This window comes from Gordonia sp. PP30, assembly GCF_023100845.1.
GTDB lineage: Bacteria > Actinomycetota > Actinomycetes > Mycobacteriales > Mycobacteriaceae > Gordonia.
Genome location: NZ_CP095864.1, coordinates 1,012,554 through 1,024,162, shown reverse-complemented (window position 1 = coordinate 1,024,162; position 11,609 = coordinate 1,012,554). Strand labels below are relative to the sequence as shown.

The following is an 11,609-nucleotide window of genomic DNA, read 5'->3' as shown; positions in this document are numbered from 1 at the left end:
CAGCGTGGCGAAGCTGGTCACCCCCGAGGGCCATCAGAATGTGTCGATGCTGGGTATCGGCGCCTATCGGCCGGCCCGGCTCGTCAGCAACGACGAGCTGTGCAAGGTGATGGACTCGTCCGACCAGTGGATCTTCGAACGCAGCGGAATCCGAAACCGCCGGTTCGTGACCGGAGACGAGGACATGCGCTATATCGCGGCGCAGGCCGCCCAGCGCGCGATCGTCAACTCCGGTATCGACCTCGAGCTGATCGACCTGATCGTCTTCGCCACCAGCAGCTGGCCGTACAACGTGCCGCACGGCGCCCCGTCGGTCGCCTACGACATCGGACTCAACGGCATCGCCGCGTTCGACGTGACCGCGGGATGCGGCGGTTTCGGCTATGGCCTCGGAGTAGCCGCCGACGCCATCCGCGCGGGCAGCGCGAACTACGCCGTCGTCATCGGCGCCGAGACCATGTCGGTGGGCCTGGACCTGCACGACCGCAGCACCGGATTCATCTTCGGCGACGGCGCCGGTGCCGTCGTGGTCGGTCCCAGCGAAGAGAACGGTATCTCGCCGATCGTCTCCGGCAGCGACGGTGAACATGCGGCGGCGATCAGCCAGAACTTCGACACCGTGGAGTACATGGCCCGCGCCGTCGAGTACCAGCACAAGGATCCCGAGACCGATCCGGTCGGCCGCCTGGTGATCAGCATGGAGGGCCCCGCCGTCTTCCGCTGGGCCGCTGTGACGCTGCCCAAGGCGCTCAAGTCGCTGCTGACCGAGTCCGGCGCCGGGGTCGACGACATCGACGTGTTCATCCCGCACCAGGCCAACGCCCGGATCAGCGAACTGATGAAGAAGAATCTCGGCTTCCCCGACGATCTGCCGATGGCGGGCGACATCGAGAACACCGGCAATACCTCGGCGGGCTCCATTCCGCTGGCCATCGAGGAGATGCTGGCGACGGGCAAAGCCAGGGGCGGCGACACCGCACTGATGCTCGGCTTCGGTGCGGGCCTGAGCTACGCGGGCGCCGTCGTCACCCTTCCGCCGGCGCCGAAGATCTCCAGCTTCGACACTCTCGATTCGCAGCCGGTCGGCCCGCTCGCCGCCCATCTCGCCGCCATCGACGCCTGAGACGCGCGCCGGATCGGCGTGTGCTACTTCCAAGTAGCCGTCGTGCGTGCCACATTGGGACGATGGTGGAAATCGCCCAGCCTTCGGGACTCACGACGTTCGGCATGCTCGGGATCGGCGCCTACCGCCCCGAGCGTGTAGTCACCAACGACGAGATCTGCGAGCACATCGACTCGTCCGACGAGTGGATCTACACGCGGACCGGCATCAAGAGCCGCCGCTTCGCGCGGCGCGACGAGGACGTCATCCAGATGGGCGTGCAGGCCGGCCGCAAGGCCATCGCGAACGCGCTGCTGAACGGCGCGGACATCGACGCGGTGATCCTGGCGACCAACACGCACCTGCTGCTGACCCCGGCCGGCGCGACCAAGATCGCCACCGAACTCGGCGCGAACGGGGTGCCCGCGTTCGACGTGACGGTCGGCTGCGCCGGCTTCGGCTACGCGATGTCGCTGGCCGCCGACATGGTGCGCGGCGGCAGCGCGACCCACGTGCTGGTGATCGGCGCCGAGCAGCTCTCGATCGCGCTGGACATGACCGACCGGACCAACTGCTTCATCTTCGGCGACGGCGCCGGCGCCGTGGTGATCGGTCCGACCAAGCAGCTGGAACTCGGGCCGGTGGTCTGGGGCAGCGACGGCAGCCAGTACAACGCGATCCGGCAGGACATCGACTGGGTCACCTTCCTCGACGGCGACCGGGTCCAGCGCCCCTATCTGCGGCTGGAGGGCACGGCGGTGTTCCGCTGGGCCGCGTTCGAGATGGGCAAGGCCGCCCAGAAGGCGCTCGACGCGGCCAAGGTCGACGCCGCCCAGATCGACGTCTTCGTGCCGCATCAGGCCAACTCACGCATCAACGACCTGCTGGCCAAGAATCTGCACTTCCCGGAGACGACGGTGGTCGCGAACGACATCGAGACGACCGGCAACACCTCGGCCGCCTCCATCCCACTCGCCATGGAGCAGCTGCTGTCGACCGGTGCCGCCAAGCCCGGTGACACCGCGCTCCTCCTCGGCTACGGCGCCGGCCTGAGCTACGCCGCGCAGGTGGTCACCATGCCGCCCATCCCCTTCGAGTGAGATCAGCGGAAATGCGCCGCCAGCCTGCGGTGCCGGTGCCGGAAGAACGCCGCCAGGACGCGCTGTAGGAGCGGCCCCGCGACGACCAGCCCGATCCGGGGCCCGAAGGTGATGACATCGCTGACCCGGGTTCGGTCGCCGGCGATCGGTTCGACGGTCCGCTCGTGCGTCCAGCGCCGCATGCTGATCATCGTGGACTCCTCGTGGAAGCGGCGGCCCGGATCGAGTTCGGCGATCGACAGGTGGTCGAAGTCGTACGGGACGACGCCGAACAGCCGGAGCCAGGCGCGGCCGATCGGCCGGCCGATCTCGAGGCTGTCGATGGTGACGTCCTCGGCGCCGCCCGGCACGGACATCGTCATCCAGGGCCGCATCTCGTCGTTGATGCCCTCGGGAGTGACCACCCGAGCCCACACCGCCGTGCTGTCCGCAGCGATCTCACTGCTCTGCCGGAACTGCCAAGTGCGCTTCATGCTTTCATGATAATCACTATCATTAGTGCCCTGGTGGCCCGGCCACGCGCTGGTGGTCAGGCTGCCAGGTGCTGTTCGAGGAGCGCTTCGACACCGGACGTCGTGCGGTCCGCCGGCTGAGATGCGACGAGCCCGCCGGGGCGCCCTTCGACGCCGTGCTGCGCATCCTCCCCGAGTCGGTGATTCACGATCGGCGGCGGACTGCGGTCTTCTTCCGGGGTGTCCGGGCCGGTCCGGAGTTTGTCGGGATGGAACAGCGGGTTCACGATCCACGGGCCTTCTCGCCCGACCGGGCGCCACCCGACCCGGCCGGTGTCCGGGCCGCCGGTGAGAACCTTGGATTCCCAGTCGCCGGGTTGTTGGCCGTTCCACCGGTTGTGTTTGCCGCAGGCCCCGCCGAGGTGGTCGATGTCGGTGGGTCCGCCGTCTTGCCAGTCGGGCATGTGATGCATCTGCGTCTGGGTGAATGGGCGGGTGCAGCCCGGGGCGGTGCAGCCGCGGTCCCGGGCGAACAGCGCGAGTCGTTGTGCCCGCGACGCCAGACGATGCGCCCGCCCGAGGTAGAGTGGCTGGCCGGTCGCGGTGGAGAACACCGCCAGATACGGGACCGTGTCGGCGGCGATCTTCACCAGATCGGTGACCGGCATGCGGGTCCCGGTCGCGGTCCACGCGACCCCCGCCTGCCGGGCCAGGTCTTCGTCGGTGACGGTCACCACGATCTGATTGCGCAGACTCCCGGGCCGGGCGTGGGAGGACTGGGCGTTGACCCACCTCAACAGCGCTTTGAGCGCATCGTGCTGGCGGCGGCCCAACAGCCGGTCATCACGTTCGGCCGCGGCCGCCACGACGGCGGGGTCCAGGCCGGGCTGGTCGACAGCGCCGTGCGGGGAGTCGGGGTCGTTGGGGTTGTTCATACCCGGGGCGGCCCACAAGCCGAACACGACCTCGAACTCGGCGCGTAGTTCCGGGTCCATCCGCACCTGCACCGCGCTCATCAGCTGCCGGTCCTGTGCGGAGAGCCGGAACTTGGCCTGCCGCTGACGGTCGTTGTCGTCGGCGAGGGTGCCGTCGGGGTCCAGGTAAGCGAGGATCCGGTTACCCACCATCGTCACCCCGGACGGATTCAACGTCCGGGCGGCATCGACCAGCATCGCCTCGGCCTTCGCCCGTTCGGCGGGGTCGACCGAGGCGGGGACCTTGTCCATCACCTCCTCGATCACCGACACATGCGTCTCACCGATCGCTCCTTCGGCGACCGCGGCGGCGGTCGCCGGGTATTTCGGGTCGCGGCGCTGGCCGGTCATCGCGATGAACCGGCCGATCGAGGCCGCCACGGCCCGGCGGCGCCGGGATTCGCCTTCCCCGATGCGTAGTCCCTGGGTGAGGAGTTGGTGCATGGTGTTGTAGCCGGCGCGCTGGCAGGCGCCGCGGTCGGAGATCTCCACGAACAAGGCCGCATCGACGGCCACACCCATTCGGCGGGCCTGCTCCCGCGACTCCAGCAGATCGAGAAGGCCGTCCTCGGAGAGGGCGGCCAGCGGCGCTTCGGCCAAGGAGCCTTCGGCGGCACCGATCACTGCCACCAGCTCGGCGGGCGAGAGACCGGCCAGGAGGCCGCGAGCGTCGAACGCGTCGTCGTCACACATCACGGACCCCCTTCCGGCCGATCGGGAATGGTTCTTCCCCTACCCCAAAGAATACGCACACTGTGATGTGTATGCAACAGAAAACTAGAACTTACTTTCGAGTATAATTACATGCCAGCTTCCGTCACGTGCCGCGTTTTGCCTGACCACGGGCGCGCCCGATAGCGTGGACAGGTGAGTTCAGAGTCCATCGCCCGCGAGGTCAGGCGCCGCCGGACCTTCGCGATCATCTCCCATCCGGACGCCGGTAAGTCGACCATGACCGAGGCGCTGGCACTGCACGCGCGCATGATCAGCGAAGCGGGCGCCGTGCACGGCAAGGGCGGGCGCCGCGCCACCGTCTCGGACTGGATGGAGATGGAGAAGGCCCGCGGCATCTCGGTCAGCTCCACGGCCCTGCAGTTCAACTACACGCCGACCGGTGCCGACGGGGACGCACCGGAGCCGGACGAGCCGAACGTGATCAACCTGGTCGACACGCCCGGCCACTCGGATTTCTCCGAAGACACCTACCGGGTGCTGACCGCCGTCGACGCCGCCGTGATGCTGATCGACGCCGCCAAAGGTCTGGAGCCGCAGACCCTCAAACTGTTCCAGGTCTGTCGCCACCGCGGCATCCCGGTGATCACCGTGATCAACAAGTGGGACCGGCCGGGCCAGTCGCCGCTGGAACTGATCGACGAGATCACCGACCGCATCGGCCTCATCCCGACCCCGCTGTACGTGCCGGTCGGCATCGCGGGCGACTACCGCGGGCTGCTGGATCGTCGCACCGGGCAGTTCATCAAGTTCACCCGCACTGCCGGCGGTTCCAAGATCGCGCCGGAGGAGATCCTCTCCCCCGCCGCCGCGCACGACGCCGAGGGCGACGCCTGGACCGCCGCCGTCGAGGAGAGTGAACTCCTCGGCGAGATGGGCCAGGACCACGACCAGGAGATGTTCCTGGCCGGGCAGACCTCGCCGATGATCTTCACCTCCGCGATGCTCAACTTCGGCGTCCGCCAGCTGCTGGAGGCGCTCGTCGAGTTCGCCCCGCCGCCGGCCGGGCGGACCGGGATCGACGGCGCCGAGCGCGACGTCACCGACCCGTTCAGCGCCGTCGTCTTCAAGGTGCAGGCCGGGATGGACTCCAGCCACCGGGACCGCCTCGCCTACATGCGGATCGTGTCGGGCGAGTTCGAGCGCGGCATGGTGGTCACGCACGCGCAGACCGGCAAACCGTTCGCCACCAAGTACGCGCAGGCCGTCTTCGGCCGCGACCGCTCCACCGTCGACACCGCCTATCCGGGCGACGTGGTCGGCCTGGTCAACGCGATGGCGCTGGCCCCGGGCGACACCCTGTACATCGACCCGAAGGTGCAGTATCCGCCGATCCCGTCGTTCGCGCCGGAGCACTTCTCGTCGCTGCGGGTGACCACCGCCGACAAGTACAAGCAGTTCCGCAAGGCCATCGATCAGCTCGACGCCGAGGGCGTGGTGCAGGTGCTGCGCAACGAGCTGCGCGGCGACGCCTCCCCGGTGCTGGCCGCCGTCGGGCCCATGCAGTTCGAGGTGGTGACCGCCCGGATGAAGGCCGAGTTCAACGTCGACACCATCATCGAACCGCTCGGCTACTCGCTGGCCCGCCGGACCGACGAGGCGAGCGCGCCGGAACTCGCCCGCCAGCGCGGCGTCGAGGTCTTCACCCGCAGCGACGGCGCCATCCTGGCGCTGTTCAGTGACAAGTGGCGGCTGCAGTTCATCGAGAAGGAGTTCCCGGCGCTGACGCTGGCTCCGCTCGTGGCCGCGGCCGACTGATGCGCACGCTCGCGATCCGCCACGTCGCCTTCGAGGATCTCGGCCTGATCGCCAGGGTCCTGGCCGAGCGCGGGCACACCGTCGACTACCTCGACGCGGGCCTCGATCCGATCGAGCAGTCGTCCGTGCTCGATGCCGATCTGGTGGTGGCGCTCGGCGGCCCGATCGGCGTGTACGACACCCCGGTGTACCCGTTCCTGCACGACGAGAAGGCGGCCCTCGCGGCACGACTGCGCGCCGGCCGCCCGACCCTCGGGGTCTGTCTCGGGGCCCAGCTGATGGCCGACGCGCTCGGCGCGCCCGTCGAGCCGACCGGACGCACCGAGATCGGGTACGGCGCGCTGACGCTGACCGCCGACGGCCGCGACTCGGTGCTGGCTCCGCTGGACGGGATCCCGGTGCTGCACTGGCACGGCGACCAGTTCGGCATTCCCGACCGAGCGCGGCGCCTCGCGCAGACGCCCGGCTTCCCGAACCAGGCGTTCGCCTACGGTGCCACCGCGCTGGGCCTGCAATTCCATCTGGAGGCCGACCACACCCGGATCGAGCGCTGGCTGATCGGGCACGCGCACGAGCTGGCCGCCACCGGCCACAATCCCCGGCAGATCCGCGCCGACGCTGCCGTGGCCGGGCCCCGGCTCGCCGGGGCCGCGCGGGCCGTCGTCCACGACTGGCTCGATCAGCTCTGAGTCGCGTCGGGTCCGGCGCGGCCGGTCACTCGCCGACGATCCGGGCGACGACGGCGGGATCCACCTCGTCGAGCGTGGCCGGCGTCCACGACGGGTTCCGGTCCTTGTCGACCAGCACCGCGCGCACGCCCTCGGCGAAGTCGGGTGTCACGGTGATCTGCTCGGCGGCGTGCAGCTCCCGCTCCAGACACTGGGCGAGCGAGCTCTGCGCCCCCGCTTCCAGCAGGGCGGCGGTCACCGCGACACTGGTCGGCGACGACGCCTGCAGCAGCGTGGCCATCTCGTCGCACCACTCGTCGCCGACGGCGCCCTGCAGGCCCCCGAGGATCGCCACCGGATCGGCACCGAGCGGGAAGTAGCTCGCGATCTTGGTCAGCGGGAGGTCGGTGGTCACCGGTTCGCGGTACTCGGCGAGCGCGTCGGCCAGCCCGGCTCCGTCGCGGATCCGCTGCGCCACACCGTCCAGGTCGGCGGACGGAACGTAATGCGTCGCCAGGCCCAGCGCCACCGCGTCGGCACCGCGGATCCGCGCGCCGGTCAGACCCATCCACATGCCGACGCCCTCGGGCAGCCGCGGCAGGAAGTACGTGGAGCCCACATCCGGGAAGAAGCCGATCCCGACCTCCGGCATGGCGATGAGCGCGTTCTCGGTGACGATCCGCAGTTCGCCGTGAACGCTGATGCCCAGGCCGCCGCCCATCGCCGCGCCGTCGATCAGCGCGATGTAGGGCTTCGGATACTCGGCGACCAGCTGATCGAGCCCGTACTCACCGGCGAAGTACCGGGTGATCGCGGCCGTGTCGCCGGCGAGGGCGTTGGTCCGGATCTCCCGGATGTCGCCGCCCGCGCAGAACGCCCGCGGGCTCGCCGAGGTCACCAGCACGGTCTCGATCGCGTCGTCGTCGCCCCATTCGAGGAGCACGCGATGCATGTCGTCGATCATCGTCTGATCGAGCGCGTTGAGCGCCTTCGGGCGGTCCAGGATGATTTCGCCGACATCGTTGCCGACCGAGGTGCGAATGAACGACATGGGCCCCACGCTAGCGCAGAGCGGTGTGGTCGCCGACATCACGCTTCGGTCGCCGTTCGATAACCACATCTGTCACTTCAGTAACAAGTCTGGCAGAGTCCTTGTCTTGTGGGCCGTCGGGGAAGCGGCCCTCACCAACCTGTTCGATCTCCGGCGAGGACACCATGCGACGACCACTGCGCGCCGCCCTGACGGCGGCCCTGGTGCTGGGCGCCGTCCTGGTTCCGGGAGCCTCGGTGCGAGCCGAACCCGCACCGGCCGAGCCCGTGCCGCCGCCCGCGTCGAAGGTACAGCCGTATACCGGCGGCCCCTACGTCGCGATGGGCGATTCGCGCGCCGCCGGCACGCACCGCACGCCGACGCTCGGGTACTACCTCGGCTGTCTGCGCTCAGCCGACAGCTACCCGGAGATCCTGCGCGCCACCCTGCGCCCGAGCAGCTTCACCGACACCTCGTGCGCCGGGGCCACCAGCCCCAACCTGTGGTCGACGGCCCAGCAGGCGCCGTACTACCCGCGACCGCCGCAGGTCACCCAGATCCCGGCGGGCGCACAGCTGCTCACCGTCAGTATCGGCGGGAACGACATGGGATGGCCGTCGATCCTCGGCAAATGCCTGGTGCGCACGGCCTCCGGCGACAAGAACTGCCGCGGCCGGGCCGACATGGCCCAGCTCGTCGACACCCGGCTGGCCAAGATGGACCGCGACGCCCACGCCGCTCTGAAGGCGATCCGCGCCCACGAGCCGCGCGCGCAGATCGTGATGGTCGGCATCGGCGGATTCGTCGGCGAGAACGGCTGCTTCCCGGCGGTCCCGCTGCCGGACGGCGACGCCGCCTGGATGCGCGGGGTGTTCGACCGCGCGAACACGATCCTGCGCGCCGTCGCCGAAAGCGTCGACGGCAGCTTCATCGACATCCAGAACCTCTCGGTGGGCCGCGACGCCTGCAACCGGACCGATCCGTGGTTCGAGGGTCAGACCAACGAAGACGGCACCCTGAAGTGGCATTTCAACCACGCCGGGTCGACCGAGATCGCCCGCCTCGTCGACCGCGTCATCATCCGGTGACCGGATAGGCGACGCCCCGTGCCCGCCCGCGACGAGACGCTGACCCGTTGTCTGCGGGAGCCGCACGCCTCCGGGCCGCTCGACGACGCGGCCCGCCGGCAACAACTCGTCTCCCGCGCTTCCTATGGCGCCGCCGCGGTGAACGTCGGCTTCGCCGCCGCCGGCGCCACGTTCGGCGGGCCGGTGGCGGTCACGCTCGTGAACGTCGTCGGCGGCCTTCTGATGCTGCTGGTGCCGACGCTGCGCCGACTCGGCACTCTCGCCTCCCCCCTCGCATTCTTCGTGGTCGCCACCGCCGTACTGTGCGCACTCACCGTGTATCTGGGCACCTCGGCCGGACTGCTCTTCTACTTCTTCGCGATGGCCGCCGGCGTGCCGATGGTCGTCGGTGGCGCGCGCGGCCCCTACACGGCCCTCTGCGTCGTCATCTGCTCGACCGCCGTCGCAGTGCTGCATTTCTGTGTACCGTACGACACCGGGCTCGCCCCGGATTGGCTGATGACCACCGGATTCGTGGTCAACACGCTCGCGGCGGGTGGCTTGGCCGCCTATCTGATGACCTTCGGCATGCGGCAGATCCGGCGCGCCGAGACCGCCCTCGAAGAGCAGTACGAGCGCTCCGAGGATCTCCTGGACAACATTCTTCCGCGCAGCGTCTCCGATCGGCTCAAGCGTCCCGATCCCGGCGAGATCGCCGATACCTACGACGACGCCTCGATCCTGTTCGCCGACATCGCCGGGTTCACCGCGATGTCCAGCCACAACACGCCGGCCGACGTCGTGCACTTCCTCAACCGGCTGTATTCGACCCTCGATCGCCTGACCGACCGGCACGGGCTGGAGAAGATCAAGACCACCGGCGACTCGTACATGGTGGTCAGCGGGGTTCCGCTCCCACGGCCGGACCATCTGGAATCGCTCGCGCGCTTCGCGCTGGACCTGCGCGCCGAGTGCGCCCGGGTACCCGGCCCCGACGGCCGGCCGATGCATCTGCGCATCGGCCTCGCGCACGGCCCGGTGGTCGCCGGCGTGGTCGGCTCCCGGAAGTTCTTCTACGACGTCTGGGGCGATGCGGTGAACCTCGCCTCCCGCATGGAGTCCACCGGCGAGCCCGACCGGATCCAGGTGCCCGAGTCCGTCCGGGACCGGCTCGCCGGCGAGTTCAGATTCGAGCCGCGCGGCGTGGTGCCGGTCAAGGGCAAGGGCGACCAGCGGACGTGGTTCCTTCTCGGGCCGGCCTGATTCCCGCGCGCCAGGGTCCTCATCGATCCAGCCCGTATGGCAGTTCGGGATGATCGCGCTCGATCTCCATCAGCCGGTTGTACTTGGCGACACGTTCGCCGCGGGCCGGCGCACCGGATTTGATCTGGCCCACACCGGTGCCGACGACGAGGTCCGCGATGAAGGTGTCCATCGTCTCCCCGGAGCGGTGCGACACCATGCACGACATGCCGCAGTCCCGGGCGGCGGCGATGGCCGCCAGCGTCTGCGAGACCGTGCCGATCTGGTTCGGCTTGATGAGCACCGCGTTGGACAGCCCCGCTGCCGCGCCGCGCTCGATCCGCTCGGGATCGGTCACGTACAGGTCGTCACCGACCAGCTGCCACCGGCCGGCGGCAGCGGTCGCCATCGCCACCCAGCCCTCCGGGTCGTCCTCGGCGAATCCGTCTTCCAGGCTGCGGATCGGGTATTCGTCGAACAACTCGAGGTAGAAGTCGACCATCTGCGCCCGGTCGCGCAGGGTCCCGCCGGTCTCGTAGCGGCCGGCGCCCCGGTAGAAATAGTTGGCCGCCGGATCGAGAGCGATCGCCACCGTGTCCCGGCCGGGCCGGTACCCGGCGTCGCCGATCGCCTCGACCAGCAGATCCAGGACGGTGCGCGGATGCTCGACCGGTGGCGCGAAGCCGCCCTCGTCACCCAGTCCCGCGGTGCCGTATCGCTGCCGGATCAGTGCGGCGAGGGCGTGGTAGACCTCGGCACCGATCCGCACCGCGGCCGCCTCGTCGGGGGCGCCGACCGGCGCGATCATGAACTCCTGGAAATCGAGAGCGTTGGCCGCGTGAGCGCCGCCGTTGAGGACGTTGAAGTGCGGGACGGGCAGCCGCTCCGACGATCCCGATGCGGCGGCGATCCAGGTGTGCAACGACAGACCGGCGACATGGGCGAAGGCCCGAGACGCCGCGATCGACACCGCCACCACGGCGTTCGCCCCCAGCCGCCGGTAGTCGTGCGTCCCGTCCAGATCCCGCAGTGCCCGGTCCACCTCGGTGATCGACGCCCACGCCGAGCCGACCAGCGCCGGGGCGATCTCCCGCTCCACTCCGGCCACCGCGGCGTCGACACCGCGACCGGAATAGGCCTCGCCGCCGTCCCGCCGTTCGACGGCCTCGTGGGCACCGGTCGAGGCTCCGGCGGGCGCCGCGGCGCGCACCCGGGTGCCGTCATCGAGGACGGCGCTCACCTCGACGGTCGGGTAACCGCGCGAGTCGAGGATCGGCCGCGCGGTGAGCGCGGTGAGAACGATCGGGGCGGAGGGCGAATCGGCGGACATGACGGTCTCCTACCTTCCCGGCGCAGGGTGCAATCCGGGTGGTAGGGACTGTTGTCGGGTCTCCGCCGGCCGGCGGGTACCGAGGTTCGGGTGCGGCAAGCCCCACTGCCGCGGTGCGCAGGGCACCTGCCGTCCAGTGTAGGCCGGTCACACG

Annotated in this window: 10 protein-coding genes; 6 read left to right on the top strand and 4 right to left on the bottom strand. The window is 69.8% G+C overall.

Annotated features, from left to right (window positions below):
• The first annotated feature begins 4 nt into the window (after window positions 1-4).
• Together MYK68_RS04720 and MYK68_RS04715 are read left to right on the top strand one after the other, a co-directional pair.
• Window positions 5-1,123, top strand: coding sequence for a beta-ketoacyl-ACP synthase 3 (locus MYK68_RS04720; RefSeq protein WP_247866552.1), 1,119 nt, complete (start codon window positions 5-7; stop codon window positions 1,121-1,123).
• Between the two features lie 62 nt (window positions 1,124-1,185).
• Window positions 1,186-2,202 (top strand): beta-ketoacyl-ACP synthase III, encoded by a 1,017-nt coding sequence (locus tag MYK68_RS04715; protein ID WP_247866551.1) that lies wholly within the window; start codon window positions 1,186-1,188, stop codon window positions 2,200-2,202.
• 2 nt (window positions 2,203-2,204) lie between these two features.
• Here MYK68_RS04715 and MYK68_RS04710 read toward each other — a convergent pair whose 3' ends face one another.
• On the bottom strand, window positions 2,205-2,675 hold the full coding sequence (locus MYK68_RS04710) for an Rv1443c family protein (RefSeq protein WP_247866550.1): 471 nt from the start codon (window positions 2,673-2,675) through the stop codon (window positions 2,205-2,207).
• A 56-nt stretch (window positions 2,676-2,731) separates the two neighbouring features.
• Complete coding sequence (locus MYK68_RS04705) at window positions 2,732-4,321, bottom strand: HNH endonuclease signature motif containing protein (protein WP_247866549.1); 1,590 nt, start codon at window positions 4,319-4,321, stop codon at window positions 2,732-2,734.
• A gap of 174 nt (window positions 4,322-4,495) precedes the next feature.
• Here MYK68_RS04705 and MYK68_RS04700 point away from each other — a divergent pair, with 174 nt between their 5' ends.
• Window positions 4,496-6,118: a peptide chain release factor 3 gene (locus MYK68_RS04700; RefSeq protein ID WP_247866548.1), complete on the top strand. Its 1,623-nt coding sequence runs from the start codon at window positions 4,496-4,498 to the stop codon at window positions 6,116-6,118.
• Window positions 6,118-6,807 carry a glutamine amidotransferase gene (locus tag MYK68_RS04695; protein ID WP_247866547.1) on the top strand — a complete coding sequence of 230 codons (690 nt, stop codon included), beginning with the start codon at window positions 6,118-6,120 and terminating at the stop codon, window positions 6,805-6,807. Before MYK68_RS04700 ends, MYK68_RS04695 begins: the two co-directional genes overlap by 1 nt.
• 25 nt (window positions 6,808-6,832) lie before the next feature.
• On the opposite strand, the gene MYK68_RS04690 is transcribed toward MYK68_RS04695, so the two are convergent.
• Window positions 6,833-7,837 (bottom strand): enoyl-CoA hydratase/isomerase family protein, encoded by a 1,005-nt coding sequence (locus MYK68_RS04690; RefSeq protein ID WP_247866546.1) that lies wholly within the window; start codon window positions 7,835-7,837, stop codon window positions 6,833-6,835.
• 164 nt (window positions 7,838-8,001) lie between these two features.
• On the opposite strand from MYK68_RS04690, the gene MYK68_RS04685 reads away from it, so the two are divergent.
• A complete protein-coding gene (locus MYK68_RS04685) occupies window positions 8,002-8,904 on the top strand; it encodes an SGNH/GDSL hydrolase family protein (RefSeq protein WP_247866545.1) in 903 nt (300 codons plus the stop codon).
• 18 nt (window positions 8,905-8,922) lie between these two features.
• Complete coding sequence (locus MYK68_RS04680; RefSeq protein WP_247866544.1) at window positions 8,923-10,146, top strand: adenylate/guanylate cyclase domain-containing protein; 1,224 nt, start codon at window positions 8,923-8,925, stop codon at window positions 10,144-10,146.
• A 19-nt stretch (window positions 10,147-10,165) separates the two neighbouring features.
• On the opposite strand, the gene eno is transcribed toward MYK68_RS04680, so the two are convergent.
• Window positions 10,166-11,455 (bottom strand): phosphopyruvate hydratase, encoded by a 1,290-nt coding sequence (gene eno / locus MYK68_RS04675; protein WP_247866543.1) that lies wholly within the window; start codon window positions 11,453-11,455, stop codon window positions 10,166-10,168.
• Between the last annotated feature and the right edge of the window lie 154 nt (window positions 11,456-11,609).

What these genes read in the sequence shown, in the direction of transcription:
- MYK68_RS04715 (WP_247866551.1), top strand. Translation starts at nt 1,186, where the DNA reads ATGGTGGAAATCGCCCAGCCTTCGGGACTCACGACGTTCGGCATGCTC.
- MYK68_RS04710 (WP_247866550.1), bottom strand. Translation starts at nt 2,675, where the DNA reads ATGAAGCGCACTTGGCAGTTCCGGCAGAGCAGTGAGATCGCTGCGGAC.
- MYK68_RS04705 (WP_247866549.1), bottom strand. Translation starts at nt 4,321, where the DNA reads ATGTGTGACGACGACGCGTTCGACGCTCGCGGCCTCCTGGCCGGTCTC.
- MYK68_RS04695 (WP_247866547.1), top strand. Translation starts at nt 6,118, where the DNA reads ATGCGCACGCTCGCGATCCGCCACGTCGCCTTCGAGGATCTCGGCCTG.
- MYK68_RS04690 (WP_247866546.1), bottom strand. Translation starts at nt 7,837, where the DNA reads ATGTCGTTCATTCGCACCTCGGTCGGCAACGATGTCGGCGAAATCATC.
- MYK68_RS04685 (WP_247866545.1), top strand. Translation starts at nt 8,002, where the DNA reads ATGCGACGACCACTGCGCGCCGCCCTGACGGCGGCCCTGGTGCTGGGC.
- eno (WP_247866543.1), bottom strand. Translation starts at nt 11,455, where the DNA reads ATGTCCGCCGATTCGCCCTCCGCCCCGATCGTTCTCACCGCGCTCACC.